This is a genomic window from Bradyrhizobium sp. UFLA06-24, assembly GCF_054967145.1.
The window spans coordinates 1-23,027 of record NZ_JADFUE010000013.1; the positions used below are offsets into that span (position 1 = coordinate 1).

Here is a 23,027-nt window from a genome sequence, read left to right on the forward strand (position 1 = left end):
CGTGCCAGGTCTGCGCCGGCAGCGAGCCACCGGTCATCCGGTTGGTCGGCGAGTAGTCGTCGTTGCCGTACCAGACCGCGCAGGTGAAATTGCCGGTGTAGCCGACGAACCAGGCGTCGCGATATGCATTGGTGGTACCGGTCTTGCCCGCGGTCGGAATGCCGTCGAGCGCAGCGCGGCGAGCAGTGCCCTCGCTGACGACGTGGCTCATCATGCCGGCCATGTCGGCGGCGATATTCGGCGGAATCGCCTGCCTCGGCTTCGCGCCGTCGCGGTCCCAGCGCCAGACCAGATCGCCCGCGCCGGTGCGCACTTCGAGCACCGCATGCGGCGTCACCGCCTTGCCGCGATTCGGGAAGGTCGCATAGGCGACCGCGTGCTCGAGCACGGTGACTTCATCCGAGCCGATCGGCAGCGATGGCGTGTCGGGCAGCGGGGCTTTGATGCCGAAGCGGCGCGCGACCTCGACGATCTTGGCGCGGCCGATCTTGGCCGGGTTCGGCGCCTTCGGCTGCTCCTTCTGGCCGATCGCGATCGACAGCTTCACCGGCACGACGTTGATCGAGCGCGTGATCGCCTGCGTCAGCGTGACCGCGCCGGAATAGGAATGGCCATAGTTCTGCGGGCACCAATTGCCGATGCAGACCGGGCCGTCGACGACGACCGAGTTCGGCGTGAAGCCGTTCAGGAGCGCCGTGGTGTAGACGTAAGGCTTGAACGAGGAGCCGGGCTGCCGATAGGCGTCGGTGGCGCGGTTGAACTGGCTCGCGCCGTAATCGCGGCCGCCGACCATGGCGCGGATGCCGCCGTCGAGATCGGCGACGACGGTTGCGGCCTGCGTCGCGTGATAGTCGCGGCCGAACTGTCGCAGCTGGTTCTCGATGGCGTCTTCGGCCGCCTTCTGCACATTGGTGTCGATCGCGAGGCGCACGACGAAGACGCGCTCGGTGTAGGATTTCGGGAAGGTGTCGACCAGCTTGCGCATCTCGTCGAAGGCATAATCGAGATAATAGTTCGGCGAGGCCTCGTCGCGGCGGTCGACCGCGAAGGCCGGGTTGCGACGGGCGCCGAACACCTGGCCCTCGGTCATGAAGCCGGCATCGACGAGATTGTCGAGCACGACGTTGGCGCGGGCGCGCGCGGCGGGCAGGTTGATGTGCGGGGCGTATTTCGTCGGCGCCTTGAACAGGCCGGCAAGCATCGCGGCTTCTGCGAGATTCACGTCGCGCGCCGACTTGTTGAAGTAGAAATGCGCCGCGCCGTCGACGCCGAAGGTGCCGCCGCCCATATAGGCGCGGTCGAGATAGAGCTTGAGGATCTCGTTCTTGGTCAGGCGCCATTCCAGCCAGACCGCGAGGAAGGCCTCGTTGATCTTGCGCTCGATGGTGCGTTCGTTGCTCAGGAACAGGTTCTTGGCGAGCTGCTGGGTGATCGAGGAGCCGCCCTGGCGCACGCCGCCGGCCTGGGCGTTGGTGACGAGCGCGCGGGCGGTGCCGGCGATGTCGATGCCGAAATGGTCGTAGAAGCGGCGGTCTTCGGTCGCGAGCGTCGCCTTGATCAGGACATCGGGGAAATCTTCCAGCGGGATCGAGTCGTTGTGCTTGATACCACGGCTTCCGATCGGATTGCCGTAGCGGTCGAGAAACGTCACCGCGAGGTCGGATTTCTTCAGCCAGTCCTCGTCCGCGGTCTCGCGGAAGGCGGGGATGGCGAGGATCAGCATCAGGACCATGCCGCCGAGGCCGATGGTCGCGGCTTCCGACAGCGGCTCGATGAACACCCAGCGCTTCCACCGCCCGACATAGAAACGGTCCATGAAGGTCGAGTAGCGCTCGTAGAGCTCGCGGATGCCCTTGGCCGAGGAGAACAATGAGGAGTCGATGCGTGCATCGAGGTCCAGGAAGAAGTTCCTGACGCGGGTCTTCCAGTTGGATGGCGTGTTCTGGACCACCTAGAACCCTTGAGGCTCGGTTCGAAAGCGTTCAAGCACCCGGCCGGGGCGGCATCGAGACGTCTTGCGGGATTGTTGCGGCAAACCCAAGGCGCCCGTGTCGCGGACCTCAGGGGACTTGCTGTTCTTCTAGCCGAGCAGTGCCTATAAACCAATGGTCACGCTCGCAATTTTGAACAACAGGCCTAATTGAACCCCGGTTCATTACGGGTCTTTTGGGACCGTTGCTTGCAGCTTTGCCGCCGCGCCCCCTAGATGGCGCTGGCCGCAGCTCTTTGGATCAGTATCAGACGCATGACCGCAGCTCCTAAACGACCTTCAGACCAGGATGGATTCTTCTGGAAAACCAAGAAGATGGAGGATATGTCGACGGCCGAATGGGAGAGCCTGTGCGACGGCTGCGGCCGTTGCTGCCTGAGCAAGCTCGAAGATGAAGATACCGGCGAGATCTATTTCACCGATGTCAGCTGCAAAATGCTCGATTCCTGTACGGCCGGCTGCAAGGACTACACGAATCGCTTCGACTACGTACCGGACTGCGTTGTCATGACGCCCGAGAGTGTCCGCGTCCTGAAATGGCTGCCGCCGAGCTGCGGCTACAAGCTGGTTGCGGAAGGGCGCGATCTCTATTGGTGGCACCCGCTGATCTCCGGCGATCCCAATACGGTGCATGAGGCCGGCGTCTCCGTGCGCGGCCGGGTTGCCGGTACGGAAGACGAGATCCCGGACGACGAACTTGAGAACAACCTCGTGCAATGGCCGGGGCAGCTCCCCAAACGGGCACGCCTGAAGCGACGCCCCAAGGATTGATCAAGGCCTGCTCCGCCTGCCGTTTCAGATCACTTGTTCGGGATGACCGCAGTGCGGGATGCACCCATGCGCCGGGGTGCCTGCCCGAGAAGGACTTTGCTGTCTACATTGACTTCATAGCACGAATCCTTCGCGGCTTTGCACCGCAACACGCTCGATCCGACAGCCCGAGATGAACCAGTTCACACGGCAGAGCAGCCAGTCTGCCGACATCCAGACATTGCCCGACGACATCGCCGAGGAACTGACCCGCCTTCCGGGCGAGGTCATGAGCGTCAGCGACTCGCCGTCAATCTCGCCGCCGGCGCCGCTGTCACAGGACGAGGTCCGCACCATCGTCATGAGCCTGATGCTCACGATGTTCCTGGCCGCCCTCGACCAGACCATCGTCGCCACCGCGCTGCCGACGATCGGCCGCCAGTTCCAGGACGTCTCAAACCTGTCCTGGGTCATCACCGCCTATCTGCTCGCCTCGACCGCCGTTGCGCCGGTGTTCGGGACGCTGAGCGACATCTACGGCCGCAAGGCCATGCTCATCACCTCGCTCAGCCTTTTCATTGCCGGCTCGATCCTGTGCGCGATCGCGCCGAGCATGCCGATGCTGATCCTGGCGCGCGGCCTCCAGGGTCTCGGCGGCGGCGGCATCATGCCGGTCGTGCAGACCGTGATCTCCGACGTCGTCTCTCCGCGCGAGCGCGGCCAGTATCAGGCCTACTTCTCCAGCGTCTGGATGGTCGGCGGAATTCTCGGCCCCGTCATCGGTGGCGTATTCGCCGAGCATCTGCACTGGTCGATGATCTTCTGGATCAACCTGCCGCTCGCCGCAGCGGCGCTGGGGCTGCTGCTGCCGAAGATGAAGAAGATCCCGGTGTTCCACCGCAAGCGCAAGGTCGACTGGCTCGGCGGCGTGCTGCTGATGGCCTCCGCCGTCGTTTTCATGCTGGTTCTGACCTGGGGCGGCACGCGCTATCCCTGGCTCTCGCCGACCGTGCTGTCGATGGTGGGTGGCGCGGTCGCGCTTGCGCTCACGTTCGTCTGGCACGCGCGCCGCGCTGATGAACCGTTCCTGCCGTTGCCGCTGCTCGGCGGATCGGTCGCGCCCTTTGCTCTCACCGCCGGCGGCTGCGGCCTCGGCGCCATCACCGGCCTCACCGTGCAGCTGCCGCTCTATTACGAGTCAGTCTACCACCTCAGCGCCAGCGAGGCGGGGCTTGCGTTGATTCCGCTCGCGGCGGTCTCGACCTGCGGTGCCGCGATCGCCGGCCGCACCATGGCACGTGCCAAGCACTACAAGCGGGTCGCCATCATCGGCACCTCGTGGGCAGCGATCTGCGGCCTCGGGCTCACCGTCACGACGCTGCCGCTCTGGGGCCTCTTGACGCTGATGGCCGCGTTCGCGCTCGGGCTCGGCACGACCTTCCCAGTCTGTGTGGTCTCGCTGCAGAACTCGGTGGCCCGTCCGCAAGTCGGCACCATCACGGGCGCGATGAATTTCTTCCGCGCGCTGATGTCCTCATTCACAGTCGCCGCGTTCGCCGCCATCTTGCTGATCGCGCTGGGCGCCGACATTCCGCTGGCGGGCGAACATCATGCCGCCGGCGGCATCCCCGCGATCCCCGTCGAGGACATGCGGCATGCCTTCCGCTATGTCTTCGCAGCCGCGACCGCGCTGATGACCACCGCCTCGCTCTGCCTGATCATGATGGAGGAGCGGCCGCTGGCCGGTCCCTCCACCACGCAGGCCGTCGAGATGGCGGAGTAGGGACGGTTAGCCGCTGCCGTCCACAAAGCTGTTCTTTCGCGGCAGCACAATCGTAAATTCCGTGAACTTGCCGGGCTCCGTCGCGACCTCGATCGTGCCGCCGTGCTGCTTCACGACGATGTCGTGGCTCATCGACAGCCCGAGGCCAGTGCCTTCGCCGGCCGGCTTGGTGGTGAAGAACGGGTTGAATATCTTCGCTTTCACATCGTTCGGAATGCCGGTGCCGTTGTCGCGGATGCGGATCTCGATGGCATCGCCCCGGTCGCGCGTCGTGGCGGTTATGGTCGGCTCGAACGTGCCGGCGCCACTTTCCACCTTGCGTTTTACCGCCGCATAGAACGCGTTCGAGACAAGGTTCAGCAGCACCCGCGTGATCTCCTGCGGGAACAGTTCGGCGGAGCCTGCCGCCGGATCGAACGCGCGTTTCAAGGTGACTTCGAACTGCGGCTGCTCGGCGCGCGCGCCGTGATAGGCAAGGTTGAGGCTCTCCTCGACCAACGCATTGATGTCGCTCAACCGATACTCGCCGCCGCCCTCGCGGGAATGCAGCAGCATGTTCTTGACGATGGAATCGGCACGTTTGCCGTGCTGTACGATCTTTTGCAGATTGTCCTTCAGCATGCCCGTCAGTTCGTCGACCTCGCTGCGAACCTCGGCGGCGAGTGAAACCGGCGCAAGCACCTCGTTCAGTTCGTCCGCCAGCTCAGTCGACAGCGCGGCGAAATTGTTGACGAAGTTGAGCGGGTTCTTGATCTCGTGTGCGATGCCGGCGGTGAGCTGGCCGAGCGAGGCCAGCTTCTCGGTCTGGATCAGCCGGTCCTGCGCCGCTCGCAAGTCGTCGAGAGATCTGGCGAGCTCGATGGTGCGGGCCTGAACCTGGTTGAACAGGCTGACATTCTTGACCGCGATCACCGCCTGGTCGGCGAAGGTTTGCAACAGCCGCACGTGATGCTCGGCGAACGCACCGGCCGTGCGCCGCGTGGCGATGATGACGCCTTTGGCCTCGCCTTCGCTCATCAGCGGCGTGAACAGCATGCTGCGAAAGCCACGGGCGCGCGCGATGTCGCGTGCGGCCGGCTCGAGCTCGGTATCGGGCAGTTGCGCCTGACGACCATTGGCCGTGAGCTGGTAGGCCGGGAATTGCGCGAACGGCACCGGGAACGACGCTTGCAGCACGCGGTCGCCCTCGGGATCGCCCGGCGTGAAGGCCGCCAGATGCGCTTCGCCATCGATATAGCGCAGCACCGCAGTGGAGAAGCCGCCGATCAGCCGGTTGGCATTGGTGGCGATGGCATCGAACACCGGCTGCACGTCGGAGGGCGAGGCCGCCATCACCTTCAAAATGTCGGCGGTCGCAGTCTGCCGTTCCAGCGTCTCGCGCGTCTCGTTGAAAAGCCGGGCGTTCTCGATCGCGATCACGGCCTGATCGGCAAAAGTCTGAAGCAATTCCACAAGGTCGGGCGTGAACGCACCGGGTTCGATGCGCGTGACGCTGATCATGCCGACCGCCGTGCCGCGGTTCATCAGCGGCATGAACAGCACGCTGCGAAAGCCGCGCAGCCGCGCAAGGTCCCGGTTCAGCTCCGGGACGTCCTCAGCCTCGGCATCCGGAAACTGGATCGTCTCCCCGCCGCGAACCAGGGCGAAGGTTGGAAAATCCTCGATCCGCCGCGGGAACGACGCCTTCAGCCCTTCGTCGCCATCCGGACTGGTCGGCGTAAACGCTACCAGATGCAGCTCGTCGCCGATGAATTGCAGCACGGTCGCGGAGAAGCCGCCGAGTAGACGCTTTGAGCTCGATGCGATTGCCTCGAAGACCGGCCGGGCATCAGACGGGGAGGCCGCGATGGTGCGCAGGATTTCGGCGCTGGCACTTTGCCGATCGCGCAGTCGCGCTGTCTCGGCTGCCGCCATCCGCAATTGCTGTTCGAGTTCCTTGGACGGGGTTGTCATTCGCAATCCGGCTTGGTGCCGCGGCGCGCGCGGCACGAGGGCCGGATTATCACATCTCCTGCAGCTGGAGCCAGCGCCCTCGGCGCTGCGGTCGCCTCACGTCCCCGGCCGCGAGACCTCGGTCTCCTTGGTGGTGATGAACTCGAGCAGCACCGGCACGCCTTCCCTTGTTTTCTGGATGCCGCGTTTGATCGCCGGGATGATATCCTCTGGCCTCGTCACCCGCTCGCCATGGCCGCCGAAGGCGCGCGCCATCGCTGCGTAGTCGCCGGAAATGTCGGTCGAGCGATATTTCTCGGTCGAGATCGGCATCACCTTCAACTCGATCGCCATCGAGAAATTATTCAAGAGGATCGACATGATGGGGATGCGCTCGCGCACTGCGGTCTCGAAATCCATGCCGGTAAAGCCGATCGCCGCATCGCCCCAGACATTGATGCAGAGCTTGTCGGGCTTTGCCAGCTTGGCGCCCATCGCAAGGCCAAGGCCGTAGCCGAGCTGCGTCGTCTTGCCCCAGCCGAGATAGGAGAGGGGAGTCACAGCTTTCCAGAACGGCGAGAGCTGATCGCGCGGGCTGCCGGCATCGTGGGTGATGATGGTGTTGTCGATGTCGACGGTGTGTTGCAGGTCCCACAGCACGCGATAGGGGCTGAGCGGCGCATCGTTGCTGGTGAGCTTGGGCATCCACTTCGCCAGCCACTCCTCGTGCGAGGCCGCGATCTCGGCCGCCACGGCCGATGCATCTCGATCCGTGCTGACCGTCTTATTGACCTCCTCCAGCAGAGCATCAAGCACGAGCCCGGCATCGCCGACGAGGCCGATCTTTGCCTCGACATCCTTATTGAGATGGTTCGGATCGAGCGTGGAGTGGATGATGGCCTTGCCTTTCGGCATCGCAATGCCGAAACTCGTCTCGGTGAAGGAGCAGCCGATGCCGAAGATGACGTCGGCTTCGCCGAGGAATTTCGGCACCGCGCGCGGCACGGCGAGGCCGCCGGAGCCGAGCGAGAGCGGATGCGTCTCCGGAAACGACGATTTGCCGCCGAGGCTGGTGGTGACAGGAATGGCCAGCCGTTCCGCAAGCCGTTTCAGCTGCGGCCATGCCTGCGCGTAATGGACGCCCTGGCCGGCATAGATCACGGGGCGCTTGGCGTTGACAAGCAAGCTTGCTGCTTCCTTCACATGCACGGGATCGGCGCCGTAGCGGGTGCGCAGCACCGGCGTGTAGTTCAGCGGTTCCGGCACCTCCTCGTTCCACATGTCGGCGGGGATTTCGACGATCACGGGCCCGCCGCGTCCGTTCTTCAGCTTGGTGAAGGCGCGACGGAAGATGTTGGTAACCTCGGCCGCCAAGATGATCGGTTCGGAGGATTTCGAAAACGGCTTCATCGCCTCGCTGGAGTTGAAGTTCGGCCCGATATGCGCCAGCCGCCGCTGATAGCCCATCGGCAACACCAGCACTGGAACGGATTCGCCAAAGCATTGCGCGACGCCGCCCATCGCGTTCTCCGCGCCTGGCCCATGCTGCATACAGAATGCGCCGATCGTGCGCCCTGACGTCACCCGCGAGATCGCATCCGCCATGTGCACGCCGACGCGCTCCTGCCGCACCATCACGGGCCGGATCTCGGCCTTCGCCGCGTGCTCGATCAGATGATTGACGGGATAACCGCAGAGGATCTCGATTCCCTCACGCCGCATGATTTCCGCAATGGCGGTGCCGAGCTTCATGGCGTCTCTCTCTCCCTGGCAAAGCCGGTTGATCCGGCTGTTGGGGAGAGAGGATCAGGAAATTGGGGGAGGGTAAAGCCGCGGTGGCACGCGCTGCGGTAGGTCAGCCATGCAGCGAGATGCCGGCCTCTACTTGCAGTTCCTGCAAATCGTCAGCTTGCGCTTCAGCGCGTCGTCTTCCTGATCAATCGATGACTGCGCGTCGAGGCCGTTTGCATTCCGACCGGAGCCCTTCGCTGCGCGTAACCTCACGGGCGGCGTCACCTGGCTGGGTGCGTCATTGTCGTCGGTGCCGGCACTGAAGCCGTCGTAATCGGTCGCCGGGTTCGGCGATGCCGGAGGCGCGCCGATCACAGGCGGCGACGGGTCTCGGCCCGACGTCGCTGGGGCGCGAGGATCGTTCGTCACCAAGGCCGGCTCCCTCCTGGGCTTGACGGCTTTGGCGCCCGTATGCGGTGGAGAGGCGTTGGGCGGAGTGAGCGAAACCGGCGGCGCGGCCGAATTCTGTGCTCTCGTGCTGTCCTGGGTCGATGCGCCGACAAGCAGCAGGCCGAGCGCAAGCAGCGTGGCGCGTTTCATCGGCATACTTCGGGAGCCTTGGTTCGCTGGTTGACCGCAAGGCTCATCGAGCCCGGCCAGGAAGATATCACTGACAGGGCCGTCGAAGTCCACGGAAATAGCATTGAGCCGAGCGGGATGGCGCCATGTCGCGTTGGCGTTTGACCCAGGTCAAGCTGGCAGCCTCTTGCAGCATGGCATGATGACGGCGACGATGAGATGGCGCGCTCTCATCGTCCAAGGAATCTTGGGAAACTTCATGAAATCACAGGCGATGCAGGGGCTGACCGCATCCGAAGCACAGGCCCGGCTGCAGGCCGAAGGCTTCAACGAGCTGCCTCCCGCGGGCCGGCGGACGATCATGCGCCTCGTCATCGAGGTGCTGCGCGAGCCCATGCTGCTGCTGTTGCTGGCGGGCGGCCTGATCTATTTCGTTCTGGGGGATCTCGGCGAGGCGCTGCTGCTTCTGGCGTTCGCAACGCTCTCTATCGTCATCACGATTGTGCAGGAGGCGCGCACCGAGCGTGTGCTCGATTCCTTACGCGATCTGACCAGCCCGCGCGCGCTGGTGATCCGTGGCGGCGAGCGCATCCGAATTCCCGGTCGCGAGGTCGTTCGCGGCGACCTGATCGTCCTCTCCGAGGGGGATCGCGTGGCCGCGGACGCCGTGGTCCTGCGATCTGTCGATCTCCTGCTGGATGAATCCCTGCTGACGGGGGAATCGGTTCCGGTTCGAAAACAAGCTCGAGCGGCGTCCGAACAATCGATCCCGCCGCGCGCCGGCGGTGACGACCAGCCGTTCGTGTTCTCCGGCACGCTAGTGGTTCGCGGCAGCGGTCTGGCCGAAGTGACCTCGACCGGCGTCTTGAGCGAGATCGGCAAGATCGGACAGTCCCTGCATTCGCTCGCGACCGAAGCACCCCGCCTGCAGCAGCAGACGACGCGGCTGGTGGCGATATTCGCCGTCGTCAGCGCTTTCGTAATCGCGTTGGCCGTTCTCCTGTACGGACTCTATCGCGGCGGATGGCTGGAGGGCGTGCTCGCCGGCATCGCGCTCGGCATGTCGATGCTTCCGGAGGAGTTTCCGGTGGTCCTGACGGTGTTCCTCGCCATGGGCGCCTGGCGCATCTCGCAGGCGCGGGTGTTGACGCGGCGCGCCTCGGCCATTGAATCGCTGGGCGCCGCGACCGTGCTCTGCACAGACAAGACCGGCACGCTGACGGAAAACCGCATGACGGTCGCGCGCCTGATGCTGCCCGACGGGACGCAATGTACGCCGGACGCCGCAACGCGCGTTGCCCCCGCGTTCAATCCGTTGATCGAAACCGGCGTGCTGGCCTGTGCCCGCGAGCCGTTCGATCCGATGGAGAAGGCATTGCACGCGCTCAGCCCGGATGCCGGTGGCGAGTTGCGGCTGGTGCGGAGCTATGGCTTGCGTCCCGGCCTCTTGGCCATGTCGAACGTGTGGCGCCGCAACGATAACGAGTCCGTTGTGGCGGCGAAGGGCGCTCCCGAGACAGTTGGCATGCTTTGCGGAATGAGCGAGGAAGAGTTGGCTGAATTGCGGGCGCGCGTTGACGCGCTCGCACGTGAAGGGCTCCGGGTGCTCGGTGTGGCGCGGGCGAATTGGGCGGAGGCGGATTGTCCCGAGACTCAACGCGGCTTTCCCTTTCACTTTTGCGGCCTGACCGGTTTTGCCGATCCGCTGCGGCCTGAAGTCGAGGATGCCATTGCCGAATGCCGTTCCGCAGGCATCCACGTCGTCATGATCACGGGCGACTATCCCGCGACTGCGTCGGCCATCGCGCTGCAGGCGGGCCTCGATCCCGAACGCGTCCTGACCGGCACGGATGTCGAAGCCATGGCCGATGCCGAACTCGCCGGCGCGGCACGGGGACGAGCCGTCTTCGCGCGAATAGCGCCGGCCCAGAAACTGCGCATCGTCGATGCGCTCAAGCGCGCGGGCGAGATCGTCGCCATGACCGGCGACGGCGTCAATGATTCACCGTCGCTGAAGTCCGCCCATATCGGCATCGCCATGGGTGGGCGGGGCACCGACGTGGCGCGCGAAGCGTCCTCGATCGTTCTGCTCGACGACGATTTCGGCTCGATCGTGAAGGCCATCCGGCTCGGCCGCCGGATCTACGACAATCTACGCAAGGCGATGAGCTTCATCCTTGCCGTCCACGTTCCGATCGCCGGACTTGCGCTGTTGCCGCTGCTCACAGGGATGCCGCTGCTGTTCGGCCCGGTTCACATCGCGTTTCTCGAGATGATCATCGATCCCGTCTGTTCTCTGGTCTTCGAGGCGGAAACCGAGGAGAGCGACGTGATGCAGCGGCCGCCGCGTTCACCGGACGAGCCTTTGCTGCCGAGGCCTCTGCTGATCTGGTCGGCGCTGCAGGGAGGCTTGGCGCTGGCCCTGACCGGGGGGGTAATGGTGACGGCAAACCGATATGGCATGCCGGCGAGCGAGGTGCGCGCACTGACATTCTTCTCGCTGGTGTTGGTGATCGTGAGCTTGATCTTCGTCAACCGGTCGTTCTCGACGTCGCTGGTCGAAGCTTTTACCCGTCCGAACCGGACGCTGGCCATCATCGTGGTGTTCGTGACGTCGGTGCTTGCCCTGAGTCTGGTGTGGCCGGCCGCGGCGGGCCTGTTCCGCTTTGGTCCCCTGCACGCGGATGATCTTGCCGCTACGGCGGTGGTCGCGTTGATCTCCCTGGTGCTGCTGGAACTCTCGAAATACCCGTTGCGCCGCAGGGTGCGGACCTCGGGGCCGGCTTGAGTCAGGTGGTTTGGCGCCGCCCCTCAGGGACCCCGTGAGGTGATTTGCGCCCTCAATCGATGACAAAAATCCTCGAGGAGCGTTTGCAGGTTTTCGAGATTGACCAGCAAACGGCCCGCTTGTTCGCGCTCCGGAGTGTCCAGGGCAAACGAGTCGAGAAGGGTCCTGACATGGTTCAGGCGAAGGCGACCGTTTGCGGCCCTGTTCTCGGCAAATTCGAGTTGCTCGAGATCGTGACTGAGCTTGTCCTCTTCGGCGATCAGCATGGTGCTACGGTTTTGCGGCAAAAGCCCGCCGTCCAGCAGGCCAAGGTAATGATCTATATTGGCGCGCGCGACGAACTGATTCATGCCGCTACTCCCGGGAGGAAGCTGCATGTTACCACAATTGAAGGGCGACGTCGAAAAACAGCGTCTACCCGGGCGGGGTCGTGCTCTGGTCATGCTGGAGACGCCTGCGAAACAAGATGGCGTCGTCGGCGAAGTTTGCCACGCAGTCGTGGCTTTTTGCAAAATTGCGCAAGCGCCCCAGAGCTGCATCATTCTCGCCGAACAGCCGCTCGTAGTCGCACCGCAGCATGCGGTGGACCGCGCCTTCACGCAGATTGAACAGCTCTTGCTCAAGCTCGGGTAGCGTGAAATTGCGTCGCATCGGCTGGCCCATTGAAGACCAGGAAAAACTACATCGGGAGGAGGGGCACCGGATTGACCTGGGTCAAGGGAACTCAGGACGTCGCATTGATGGGTCTCGCCTCGGAGGAAAACATTCTCAGACGCGGCCCGCGACCGGATCGAACAGGAGTTTGTGGCTCCGACCGCGTCGAATGTCGCTCTATCCGTTGTCCTGCAGTGCCCGCCGCAGTCTTCGGATGATCACGCCGCGCGCACGATCGTCGGCAGCGGCCCCAACCCTGTCGTTGATGTCGAGCATCAGCTCCGACATCTCGTTGTGCCAGTCGAGATGGGTCACGGCCTCCGGCGCGAGGCGCCGGCGATGATCGGCATCCATCACGCGCGGTTCGGCAGCGGCAAGCTCATAGATGTCGTCCAGCATCGGCTGGTAGACCTTGGCGGCGGGAATGATGCGTTCGGCGACGCGGTCCGCCAGCCCGGAGATGGCGCCTTCCTCGCCGTGGACCAGGAACAGTCCGCGGGCGATGGGACGGCGCGCCGCGATCCAGCCCGCCATTCCGGCGCCGTCGGCGTGACCGGAATATTCGTCGATCATGCGGATCCGCGCCGCGACCCGGATTTCCTCCCCCTGGATCCGCACGGCCTTGGCGCCGTTCTGCAGGAAGCGGCCGAGCGTGCCGTTGGCCTGGAAGCCGGCGAGCAGCACGGTCGCGCGCTCGTTCCAGAGCCAGCGCTTCAGGTGATGGCGGATGCGGCCGGCATCGCACATGCCGCTGGCCGCGATGATGATGTGAAATCCGCTGAGGCGCATGATCGCCTTGCTCTCATCGGCGGTCTCGGTGAATTTGAGGTGCGGCGAGTTGAGCAGGCGTTCGGCGTCGACGGCCGGATCGAGGCTCGCGGCGTGCCGGCGGAACACTTCGGTGGCGCGGATCGCCAGCGGCGAGTCGAGGAAGATCGGCGCGGTCGGGATCGCGCCGTGCTCCATCAGATCGACGAGATCGACGATCAGCTCCTGCGTTCGTTCGACCGCGAAGGCCGGTATCAGCAGCGCGCCTCCGGCCGCCGCCGCCTCGCGCACCTCGGCGGCGAGGTGCTGCCTGCGGAGCGCGGGCGTCGTGGCGGCGCGTACGCGATCGCCATAGGTGGATTCGGAGATCACATAGTCGAGGTCGCTTGGCGCTTCGGGATCGGGCTGGAGCAGCTTTGCCTCCGGGCCGACGTCGCCGGAGAGCAGCACGCGCAACGGACGCTGCGAACCCTGTTCGGCGATCTCGAGCTCGATCGAGGCGGAGCCGAGCAGATGGCCGGCGTTCCAATAGCGCGCGCGGACGCCCGGGATCACGTCGGTCCAGTGTTCATAGTCGACGGCGCGAAACGATTGCAGCGATGCGATCGCGTCGGCCTGCGTGTAGATCGGCTGCACCTCCTTGCGCCCGCGCGAGGCGTTGCGCCGGTTGAGCTGCGCGACCTCCGACTCCTGGATGCTGCCGGCGTCCGGCAGCATGTAGGAGCAGAGGTCGATCGTGCCCCGCGTCGCCAGGATCGGTCCTGCAAATCCTTCACGGACGAGCTTGGGCAACAAGCCGCTGTGGTCGATATGGGCGTGCGTGAGCAGGACCGCTTGGACGGTCGCGGGACGAAAAGGGAAGGCGCCGTAATTGAGCTCTTTGAGCGTTTTCGGCCCCTGGAACAGGCCGCAATCGACCAGGAAGGTGCCGGCGGCGGTCTGGAACAGATAGCTGGAGCCGGTCACGGTGCGGGCGGCCCCGCAGAAGCGAACGGTGATGCTCATCTTGTCGTCTCCAGGGAATGTGTCGTGCCGAGTTCGGACGACAGGGCAGCCGCGAGCGTCTTATCGAGCGTGATCGCGTTGGTCGGATGCGGCACGCTGTCAGTCGAACGGATCGAGCGGATGCCGGCGTCGGCGAATGCGGCCACCAGCGCGGCCGGAAACAGCGCATGCGTCACAACCGCATCGACGGCCGTTGCACCGATCGCCCGCAGTGCCCTCGCTGCGACCATCAGCGTCGTTCCCGACGAGACGATGTCGTCGACCATCAGCGCCGGTCGCCCGCAAAGCAGCGCCGGATCGGCAAAATCGATATCCACGGAGCGATCGCCCTGCCGCGTCTTGCGCGCGACGGTGTGCTGCAAGCCGAGGCGCGCCGCAAGATCCCTGACCCAGGGCTCGGACTCCGCGTCGGGACCGATCACGACGGTGGCGGGATCGAGACCATCGGCGCCAAGCGCATCCGCGATCGCCGGCATCGCGGACAGATTCTGCGCCTCGATGCCTGGAAAGACGGACCTGATGTTGGGGGTGCGGTGCAAGTGGGCGTCCACCGTGACGATGCGATCCACGAGCGTTGCCAGCAGTGTGCCCATGGCGCGCTGGCTGATCGCTTCGCCCGGATGAAACGCGGCGTCCTGCCGCATGTAGCAGAGATAGGGAGCCACCAGCACCAGCCGCCGGGCGCCACCGCGCCGCAGCGCTTCCGCGGCGAACAGCAGAGCGATCAGCTTGTCGTTGGGTTGATCGAGCGGCGCATAGAGGATCGTCGTCTCTGCCGCAGGAGCGACCGTGACGCGCAGCTCGCCGTCGGGAAAGCGGTGCAGGGCGATCTCGTCGCAGCCAAGTTCAAGCCGCCCCGCGAGGCGCTTCGCCGCGCCGGTCGCGCAGGGCAGCGTTTGAAGCGCGATCGTTCTCACGACGGCGTCCTGCCCTGGAGAGCCTCATGGCCGTTGAGGATGTAGCCGGTCTCCTGCTGGGCGGCAGAGGCGGCGAGATCGTGTTCGGGTCCGTCGAACGTGTAGACCCGATAGAGTGGCTCGCCTTGCTCGACGCGATCGCCGATCTTCTTGAAGAGGCGGATGCCGGCGCCCTTGTCGAGCGGCGCCCCGGCGGTGCGGGCAAGGCGGTTGAGGCGCAGGCAGTCGATCCCGGACACCACGCCGTCATGGGCAGCTTTGACCTCGAAGCTGCTGGGGCCGAGCTCGGTGCTGCATTTCGACGGCCCCTGAGCGTCGATGATCTTCTGCATCTGTTTCAGGGCGGCGCCGCTCTCGAGCAGCTCGCGCGCGCGTGCATAGCCGGCACCGCCGCGCAGCTTCGGATCATATTCCAGCAAGTGAGCGGCGAGCCGCAGCGATTTCTCGCGCAAATCACGCGGCGCATCCTTATCGTTGCCGAGCACCGCCATTACGTCGTTGGCCTCGAGCACCGGCCCAATGCCGTTGCCGATCGGCTGGCGGCCGTCGGTCGTGATCACCTCGACTGCTCGGCCGAACCGGTCGCCGACGAATTCGAACAGCTTTCGCAAGCGCATCGCCTCGGTCGCGGTGGTGACCTTCGCCGTCGGCCCCACCGGAACGTCGATCAGCAGGTGGGTCGATCCCGCGGCGATCTTCTTGGACATGATGGAGGCGACCATCTGCTCGCGAGTGTCCAGGCTGAGCGGCCGTTCGACCGAGATCAGCACGTCGTCGGCCGGCGACAGGTTCACGTGCCCGCCCCAGATCAGGCATCCGCTGCAGGACGAGACGATCGATTTCATCTCCTCGACGCCGACATTCACCCGGGCCAGCACCTCCATCGTGTCGGCCGTTCCGGCCGGCGAGGTGATGGCGCGGGAGGAGGTCTTCGGGATCGGCAGGCCGTGGGCGGCGACGATCGGCACCACGACCATCGAGGTACGGTTGCCGGGAATGCCGCCGATGCAGTGCTTGTCGACCACGATCGGGTCCGGCCAAACCATCTGCGTACCGGCCTGCGCCATGGCGCCGGTAAGCGCCAGCAGCTCGTCGCTGGTGATGAAGCTCGCCGAGCCGATCAGGAACGCGGCGATCTCCATGTCGGAATAGCGAAAATGCGCGAGGTCGTTGATGATCGCGCCGATCTCGGCCTTGTCGAGCGTTTGGCCGCGAATCTTGGCGCGGACCGCTTCGAGGCTTTCCGGAGGCGCGGCCGGTGCGACTGTGACCAGGGTGCCGACGGGCTTTGCGAAGCGGTGGAATGCCGGCTCGGAAAGGCCGATCTCGTCCTCGGCCGCCAACGCGTCGTCGTCGGTGATCAGGAGCGTCGCGAGCAGCGTCTTGTCGTCGAGACGCAGCTCGACGCGGCTGAAGCCGCGAAAGATGTCCGCACGCAGCGCCTTCGAGCGCCTGGAGACGACGACCACGTTCTCGCGGCCCGTATCGAGATGGACGCGGCGTATCTTGAGCTGGGAGCGTGAGGGATCTGGAAGCATGGCGCGGACCGCAGGAGCTGGGTCCGTCATGCTTAGCCGCCGCCGGTTCGACAGGCTTGACTCAGATCATGGTGCGCGAGATCGGTGGCGTGCCTCGCAAGGGCCAGGGGGAGTTACTTCGCGGCCGCGCTGATCGAGACGAACTTGTTGCTGAGCAGGACGCTGCCCGTGTTGGTGACGACGGTCACGATGGCGAGTGCGATGCCGGCGGCGATCAGGCCATACTCGATTGCGGTGGCGGCACTCTCGTCGGCAAGAAAAGACCTGAGCAAAATCATCGCCAACTCCTTCATTCGGTCCAGTATAGGCGGGCGCCGTTATCAAAGTGGTAAAGTGATCGACGAGACTTGCGCCCATCAATAAGGGCGTGCTCGGCCGAGCTGGCCTGATGTGTCTTAAGGTAACAGCCGTTAAGCGAAGGTTTCATTATCCAATTCAAATGAACGGAAGCGAGCGCGCCCCGCGTGGTGGTGTGCGCCTGCGGCGGCAGGATGGAGTCGTGGTGGCGAAAGTGACCATGCCGCTTAAGGGATTGTTGAGGCTGTTCCTCAATCGATCGGCAAGCATGCCGATCGCGGCTCATCGACGCCGGGTATTCGCGCTCAATGCGCGCAGCATGCCGATGCGGGCGAACATCAGCCAGCCGCCGCCGGTCTCCGCTGCGTTGATCAGCATCTCGATCGCGGTCTGCCAGCGAGCCTCCTGCTGCTCGGCCTCGGGCAGCTGCATGATGAAGTCGGCCGCCTCTTGCAACGTGCGCAGCTTGCGCCCGCCGCGCAAGCCGATCGGATCGTCGAACGGCGTCGACCAGGGCATGTCAGGCTGCCCGATCGGTGAGGAGCGGCGTCACGGTGCGACCAGCGATGCGATGCCGTCAGCCGGCTTTCTTGGCTCGCGTTGTGGTGCGCACCGGCTTGTCGGCTTTCTTGGGCGCAGCCTCCTTGGCTGCGGCCTCCTTGCCGCCCTTGCCGGAGATCGGCAGCAGCATCTCGCGCTGGCCCTCGACGCGCTTCTTGGACTTCTTGGTTTTGATGGCTTCCTTGGCGACCTTCGCCGCAGGAGCTGCATCCTTCTCGCTCGCGAGGCTCTTCTTCAGCGCGTCCATCAGGTTGATGACGTTGCCGCCGGTCTTCGGCGTGGACTTGGCCGCGATCGGTGTGCCCGCGCGCTTCTTGTTGATGAGATCGATCAACGCGGTCTCGTAATGGTCCTCGAACAGCTCGGGCTCGAAGGCGCCGGATTTCTTCTCGACGATGTGCTTGGCGAGGTCGAGCATGTCCTTCGTCAGCTTCACGTCCTGGATGTCGTCGAAATATTCCTTCTCGCTGCGAACTTCGTAGGGATAGCGCAGCAGCGTGCCCATCAGCCCGCTCTCGAGCGGCTCCAGCGCGATGATGTGCTCGCGATTGGTCAGCACCACGCGACCGATCGCGACCTTGTCCATGCTGCGAATGGTCTCGCGGATCACCGCATAGGCGTCGTGGCCGACCTTGCCGTCGGGCACGAGATAATAGGGGCGGATCAGATAGCGGTTGTCGATGTCGGCCTTCGGCACGAACTCGTCGATCTCGATCGTATGGGTGGAGTCGAGCGCGATATCGTCGAGCTCGTCCTTGGTGACCTCGATGTAGGTGTCGGTGTCGACCTTGTAGCCCTTGACGATGTCCTCGGAGGTCACCTCGTCACCGGTCTCGGCGTCGACCTTGAGGTACTTGATCCGGTGGCCGGTCTTGCGGTTGATCTGGTTGAACGAGACCTTCTCGGTATCCGATGTGGCGGGATACAGCGCGACCGGACAGGTCACGAGCGAGAGGCGCAAAAAACCCTTCCAATTGGCACGGGGGGCCATGGGTTACTCCAAACGCAACAGGGACAGCAGACAAGGATACCATCGAGGAACAGCGAATCATAGCGAGGCGGGACGCTGAATCTGGCAACTGCGTTAACCGGTCGCTGGGCCTGTGGTCGCTGCCTGATCCCGCGGCAAAAGGCCGGAACATCGTATCGGATGGGGCGTTGGCTCGGGACAGACGGCTGCAAGGAGGTTGCAGTCACCGGAGACGACATCCAAAGATTGAGGACACTATGGCAACCACGCGAGAGCAGAACCGGGTCGTCGAAACTCCGACCGAGGCGCGCCAGGGCGAACCGGGACCGTCGGTCGCCGCACTGCTCGCCATCTCGACCGGGCTTGCGATCTTGATCCTCGCCGTCATCTGGTTCGTGTTCTTCCGGACCTGACGGCCGAATCGACGGGAAGGGCGGACCTTCCTCTTCGCCGCACAACGCGGCACATTGCGCCCGTCACGCTGCCGGCCGGTCCGGTGGTGTGGCGGGCGCAGTCGCATCGGGCCCGAACACATCGTATATGACCAAAAAGTAACGCGCCCGGTTCCCGGTGTTCATATTCAGTTCACGCCGGAATTGCTCATCTGGTGCCGTGTTCATGCGGCCTATGTCTGGAGAGAAGCGTGCGCCTGCTCGTTGTTGAGGATGACCCCGATCTCAATCGCCAGCTCACCAAGGCGCTGACCGACGCAGGCTATGTCGTCGACCGCGCCTTCGACGGAGAAGAAGGACACTATCTCGGCGACAACGAGCCCTACGACGCCGTGGTGCTCGATATCGGCTTGCCGAAGAAGGACGGCATCTCGGTGCTGGAGGCCTGGCGCCGCAACGGCCGCACCATGCCTGTGCTGATCCTCACCGCCCGCGATCGCTGGAGTGACAAGGTGCAGGGTTTCGATGCCGGCGCCGACGATTACGTGCCCAAGCCGTTCCATCTGGAGGAGGTGCTGGCGCGCATCCGTGCGCTGCTGCGCCGCTCGACCGGTCATGCCCAGAGCGAACTCAGCTGTGGCCCTGTCACGCTCGACACCCGCACCGGCCGGGTCAGCGTTTCGGGCAACCCGGTCAAGATGACCTCGCACGAATATCGGCTTCTGGCCTACCTGATGCACCATTCGGGTCGCGTCGTCTCGCGCACCGAGCTGGTCGAGCATCTCTACGACCAGGACTTTGACCGCGACTCCAACACGATTGAAGTCTTCGTCGGCCGCATCCGCAAGAAGCTCGACGTCGATATCATCCAGACCGTCCGCGGGCTCGGCTATCTCCTGACCCCTCCGGCCGCCGGCGCCTGAGAGGTCTCTCCAAGGATCTTGGCTTGACGCACGGCGCGACACGGGCCTTGGTCGGGTCATGACTGCCGATGCCATGCCGCCCCCTCGCGCTCCCGGGATCATTCCGATGCCCGCCAGCTCGCTTGCGAACCGCCTGTTCCTATCGGCGACCGCCTGGCTCGTGGTGATCCTGGCCATCACGGGCGTGGTGCTGTCCTCGGTCTACAAGAACGCCACCGAGCGCGCCTTCGACCGCCGGCTCAACCTCTATCTCCGCACCCTGATCGCCGAGGTGGCCACCCCTGACGAGCCGCCGGACCGCCAATTCCAGTCGCTCGGCGAGCCCCTCTTCGAGCTGCCGCTGTCCGGCTGGTATTGGCAGATCACGCGTACCGACACCGAGAAGCCGGAGGTGCGCTCCTCGCGCTCGCTCTGGGACAAGAAGCTGCCGAAACTGGAAGACCAGGGCGCCGAGCTCACCGCCGCCGGCATTCGCCTCGCCTATGTCGATGGGCCGGAAGGGCAGAATCTGCGCATGGTCGAGCGTCCGGTCGATCTCGGCGCCGACGGCAAATACCTGGTCAGCGTCGCTGGCGACGACACCGAGATTTTCGATGAGACCCGCAGCTTCGACTATTATCTCGGCGGCACGTTCACGGCGCTCGGCATCGTGCTGCTGCTGACGACCGTGTTCCAGGTCCGCTTCGGTCTCGCGCCGCTCAAGCGCATCTCGGAATCCATCGCCGATATCCGCTCCGGGCGGGCGGAGCGGCTCGAGGGCGAGTTTCCGGTCGAAATCGCGCCGCTGGCGCGTGAGACCAACGCGCTGATCGATGCCAACAGGGAGATCGTCGAGCGCGCCCGCACCCATGTCGGCAACCTCGCCCATGCGATCAAGACGCCGCTGTCAGTGATCGTGAATGAGGCCGGCTCGCATGCCGACGATCCGTTCGCGGCCAAGGTGATGGAGCAGGCCGACGTGATGCGCAATCAGCTCGCCCACCACCTGGAGCGCGCCCGCATTGCGGCAAGAGTCTCGATCGTCGGCACGGTGACGGAGGTTGCGCCCGCCATCGAAGGACTGCGGCGGACCATGGAGAAGATCCACCGCGGCCGGGGCATTACCGTCGAAGCCAAGGCCGATCCCTCTGCGAAATTCCGGGGCGAGCGGCAGGATCTGGAGGAGATGGTCGGCAATCTGGTCGACAACGCCTGCAAATGGGCCGCTTCGCGGGTCTTTATCGAAGTCTTGGTAGAGGCCCCGCAGCAGGCGGGCGCGGGCCCCCGGCTGCGGCTTATCGTCGATGATGATGGGCGCGGCCTCTCGGAGGCCGAGCGCGCCCAGGTTTCCCGGCGCGGCCAGCGGCTCGACGAATCAAAGCCGGGCTCGGGCCTCGGCCTGTCGATCGTGACCGACCTCGCCGCTCTCTATGGCGGCAATCTCTCGCTTGGCCGTGCGCCGATCGGGGGCCTGCGGGCCGAGCTGGTGTTGCCGGGAATATAATCCTCTGATCCAACACGATTATTTGGGTTTCCGGGTGAAACCGGGGGAATTCGGCGCAACGTCCTCAACGGCTTCTTAAGGCGCTCCCACCTATGATCGGAACGGACGCATCCCACGTCCGCCACTTTACCATGCATTACCCGGGCGCATGAGCCAGACATCGATCGAGCGGCTGAGGGAATATCTCGCGCAGCTCCCGCCGCAGGCGCAGGCGCTGCTGATGCGGGAGTTCGAGCGCGCGCTCGAGCGCGGCCAGGATACGGCCGTGGCAACGCTCGTGCTCGAGCAGTTGCGCAAGATCGTACGCAAGAGCGAGACCGACGACGCCCCGCCGCCACGCACCGACGATCTATCGCGGCTGCTGTTCCAGGTCGTGGAACCGTTTCTGGTCGAGGCGGGCGCCCCGATCCGGGTCGGCCAGATCCGTCGCTCTTCGCTGCATCCGATCTGGCAATGGCTCGGCCGCGATGGTGCTCCGGACAAGGTCGCTGAATTCGAGGCCGCACTGGCCCGCATGCCGGCATCAGACAGCGCAGGACAGGTCGAGGCGCTGGCGCTCAAGCTGCAGGCGGTGGCCGCCGATGCCATCTCCGAGCTGACGGGACCTGGCGGCGGCGACAAGTCGCGCGCGCTCGCCCGCGTCGGTGCGCCCAACGTGATCGAGGACCTCTATTCCATCGGCGCTGTCCTCGCCGTTCGCGAGGCCCTCGCCACGCTCAATGAAAAGCTGCCGCGCTTCCTGCGCACGTTCGGCGATCCCCAGATCGCCTCCGTGACATCTGCGCTCAATATTCCGGTGCTCCAGACCCCGCAGATGCTGCCCTTTGCGCTCTCGGTGGTAGTCCAGCGGATGACCGCGCCGTGGCAGATCATTCGCCTTGCCATCAAGATCGCCGCGTCGGACGACGAGATCCGCGTCGCAGCCACACCTTACGGCGTCGCCGTCACGATAGCCCTGCACGATCTGTCCCGCGTTGCCGCCATTTTGCGAATGGACATCAAGCGCGGTCATTTCGAGACCGTCGCCGACAATCTCAAGGCGCTGCATGACGGTGTTCGCGGCCTGCGCACGGAACTCGACCTGCGCAACGATTCCGCCTGGGGCAAGCAGCTGACGTCGATCCGGGCCGACATCTCCAACGCGCTGCAATCGGAGATCGACAGCGTTCCCGGCCGCGTCCGCCGCATTCTGCGTCAGCGACCCGAAAAGGATATTCCGCCGGGAGCGCGGATCGACAGCACCGAGGTCGAGGAAACCGTCGCGCTGATCGACTTCGTCGCAACCTGCCGCAATTACGCGAGCGAGCTCGCGATCAACGAGGTGACGCTGCGCACCTATTCCGACCTGCAGCAATATGTCGAACGCTCGACCGAGCAGCTGGTGCAGTCGCTGCGGGCCGCCGATCACAAGGTGCGCACCTACCGGCAACAGCAGGTGCAGGCCGCGATCCGCTTCTGCCAGGTGCTGTTCGGTGACGATTATGCGTCGCTGATGAGCCGCGCCGCGGAGAACGCGGCGACAGGCGAGCGCAAATCGACGCGCGCGAGCTGATTTGGGCGCAGTTTTCGAGATCACAATTTATAGTTGACCATGCCGGTCGTGGGTTCTACGGTCCCCGTGCAAGCTTTTGGAATTTCTACTTGTGGGCGCATGAAACCCATCATCAACTCCATTGAAATTGAGAACCGCGTCATTGTTGCCAAATATCGAAGGCTGATGGTGGGCGCGCAGGTCGTACTGGTTGAGAAGGCAAGCGGCCGCCAATTGTCTGAGACCGTCACCAGGGTTGCATCGCCTGTTCCCGTCGGGGCCCTGCGTATCAGATTGCCCGAGGCCATCGAGCCGGGAACATACTTCTTGAGGGCCCTCAACGGGCGCGGCGAGGATGCCGCGCAAAGCGTAGACTTCGAGATCGGCTAAGCCGTTGGATCTTCACCGTTTCGGGATTGTGCGCGCTCGCGCCAA

The 23,027-nt window shown here is 64.6% G+C and carries 20 protein-coding genes; 9 read left to right on the top strand and 11 right to left on the bottom strand.

What is annotated here, in order from left to right; genetic code table 11:
* The coding region (locus IF809_RS13240; protein ID WP_462837781.1) for a transglycosylase domain-containing protein at positions 1-1,951 on the bottom strand (1,951 nt) is incomplete at its 3' end.
* 294 nt (positions 1,952-2,245) lie between these two features.
* Between IF809_RS13240 and IF809_RS13245 the strand changes: the two genes are divergently transcribed.
* Entirely contained in the window at positions 2,246-2,761 is a 516-nt protein-coding gene (locus IF809_RS13245) for a YcgN family cysteine cluster protein (RefSeq protein ID WP_128969399.1), read from the top strand.
* Positions 2,762-2,933: 172 nt separating this feature from the next.
* On the top strand, positions 2,934-4,523 hold the full coding sequence (locus IF809_RS13250; protein WP_128967292.1) for an MDR family MFS transporter: 1,590 nt from the start codon (positions 2,934-2,936) through the stop codon (positions 4,521-4,523).
* A gap of 6 nt (positions 4,524-4,529) precedes the next feature.
* On the opposite strand, the gene IF809_RS13255 is transcribed toward IF809_RS13250, so the two are convergent.
* The 3 genes from IF809_RS13255 to IF809_RS13265 all read right to left on the bottom strand — a co-directional run bounded on the left by IF809_RS13255 (position 4,530) and on the right by IF809_RS13265 (position 8,786).
* On the bottom strand, positions 4,530-6,476 hold the full coding sequence (locus tag IF809_RS13255; RefSeq protein ID WP_164938785.1) for a GAF domain-containing sensor histidine kinase: 1,947 nt from the start codon (positions 6,474-6,476) through the stop codon (positions 4,530-4,532).
* A 96-nt stretch (positions 6,477-6,572) separates the two neighbouring features.
* Positions 6,573-8,240, bottom strand: a complete 1,668-nt coding sequence (locus tag IF809_RS13260) for a thiamine pyrophosphate-requiring protein (protein ID WP_283814983.1) — start codon at positions 8,238-8,240, stop codon at positions 6,573-6,575.
* 96 nt (positions 8,241-8,336) lie between these two features.
* The gene (locus tag IF809_RS13265) at positions 8,337-8,786 is read right to left on the bottom strand and encodes a hypothetical protein (protein ID WP_462837782.1); all 450 of its coding nucleotides are present in this window, start codon (positions 8,784-8,786) and stop codon (positions 8,337-8,339) included.
* A 238-nt stretch (positions 8,787-9,024) separates the two neighbouring features.
* Here IF809_RS13265 and IF809_RS13270 point away from each other — a divergent pair, with 238 nt between their 5' ends.
* A complete protein-coding gene (locus tag IF809_RS13270) occupies positions 9,025-11,553 on the top strand; it encodes a cation-translocating P-type ATPase (protein ID WP_462837783.1) in 2,529 nt (842 codons plus the stop codon).
* A 23-nt stretch (positions 11,554-11,576) separates the two neighbouring features.
* On the opposite strand, the gene IF809_RS13275 is transcribed toward IF809_RS13270, so the two are convergent.
* Complete coding sequence (locus IF809_RS13275) at positions 11,577-11,903, bottom strand: hypothetical protein (RefSeq protein ID WP_462837784.1); 327 nt, start codon at positions 11,901-11,903, stop codon at positions 11,577-11,579.
* 25 nt (positions 11,904-11,928) lie between these two features.
* Here IF809_RS13275 and IF809_RS13280 point away from each other — a divergent pair, with 25 nt between their 5' ends.
* Complete coding sequence (locus tag IF809_RS13280; protein ID WP_128967286.1) at positions 11,929-12,186, top strand: hypothetical protein; 258 nt, start codon at positions 11,929-11,931, stop codon at positions 12,184-12,186.
* Between the two features lie 198 nt (positions 12,187-12,384).
* Here the strand turns inward: IF809_RS13280 and IF809_RS13285 are convergent, their stop codons facing one another.
* The 6 genes from IF809_RS13285 to ku all read right to left on the bottom strand — a co-directional run bounded on the left by IF809_RS13285 (position 12,385) and on the right by ku (position 18,284).
* Entirely contained in the window at positions 12,385-13,980 is a 1,596-nt protein-coding gene (locus IF809_RS13285) for an MBL fold metallo-hydrolase (protein ID WP_128967285.1), read from the bottom strand.
* Positions 13,977-14,897, bottom strand: coding sequence for a ribose-phosphate pyrophosphokinase (locus IF809_RS13290; RefSeq protein WP_128967284.1), 921 nt, complete (start codon positions 14,895-14,897; stop codon positions 13,977-13,979). Before IF809_RS13290 ends, IF809_RS13285 begins: the two co-directional genes overlap by 4 nt.
* Complete coding sequence (locus IF809_RS13295; RefSeq protein ID WP_462837846.1) at positions 14,894-16,435, bottom strand: thymidine phosphorylase family protein; 1,542 nt, start codon at positions 16,433-16,435, stop codon at positions 14,894-14,896. The genes IF809_RS13290 and IF809_RS13295 overlap by 4 nt, the downstream gene beginning before the upstream one ends.
* A 113-nt stretch (positions 16,436-16,548) precedes the next feature.
* On the bottom strand, positions 16,549-16,713 hold the full coding sequence (locus IF809_RS13300; RefSeq protein ID WP_128967283.1) for a Flp family type IVb pilin: 165 nt from the start codon (positions 16,711-16,713) through the stop codon (positions 16,549-16,551).
* Positions 16,714-17,014: 301 nt separating this feature from the next.
* Positions 17,015-17,251 carry a hypothetical protein gene (locus IF809_RS13305; protein WP_128967282.1) on the bottom strand — a complete coding sequence of 79 codons (237 nt, stop codon included), beginning with the start codon at positions 17,249-17,251 and terminating at the stop codon, positions 17,015-17,017.
* Positions 17,252-17,309: 58 nt separating this feature from the next.
* Positions 17,310-18,284, bottom strand: coding sequence for a non-homologous end joining protein Ku (gene ku / locus IF809_RS13310; RefSeq protein WP_128967281.1), 975 nt, complete (start codon positions 18,282-18,284; stop codon positions 17,310-17,312).
* A gap of 236 nt (positions 18,285-18,520) precedes the next feature.
* Here ku and IF809_RS13315 point away from each other — a divergent pair, with 236 nt between their 5' ends.
* The 5 genes from IF809_RS13315 to IF809_RS13335 all read left to right on the top strand — a co-directional run bounded on the left by IF809_RS13315 (position 18,521) and on the right by IF809_RS13335 (position 22,982).
* Positions 18,521-18,676, top strand: coding sequence for a hypothetical protein (locus tag IF809_RS13315; protein ID WP_164938784.1), 156 nt, complete (start codon positions 18,521-18,523; stop codon positions 18,674-18,676).
* Between the two features lie 230 nt (positions 18,677-18,906).
* Positions 18,907-19,578, top strand: a complete 672-nt coding sequence (locus tag IF809_RS13320) for a response regulator transcription factor (RefSeq protein WP_128967280.1) — start codon at positions 18,907-18,909, stop codon at positions 19,576-19,578.
* A 106-nt stretch (positions 19,579-19,684) separates the two neighbouring features.
* The gene (locus tag IF809_RS13325; RefSeq protein ID WP_128967279.1) at positions 19,685-21,061 is read left to right on the top strand and encodes a sensor histidine kinase; all 1,377 of its coding nucleotides are present in this window, start codon (positions 19,685-19,687) and stop codon (positions 21,059-21,061) included.
* A gap of 148 nt (positions 21,062-21,209) precedes the next feature.
* Positions 21,210-22,613: a hypothetical protein gene (locus IF809_RS13330; RefSeq protein WP_462837785.1), complete on the top strand. Its 1,404-nt coding sequence runs from the start codon at positions 21,210-21,212 to the stop codon at positions 22,611-22,613.
* A gap of 99 nt (positions 22,614-22,712) precedes the next feature.
* The gene (locus IF809_RS13335) at positions 22,713-22,982 is read left to right on the top strand and encodes a hypothetical protein (RefSeq protein ID WP_128967277.1); all 270 of its coding nucleotides are present in this window, start codon (positions 22,713-22,715) and stop codon (positions 22,980-22,982) included.
* The last annotated feature ends 45 nt before the right edge of the window (positions 22,983-23,027 follow it).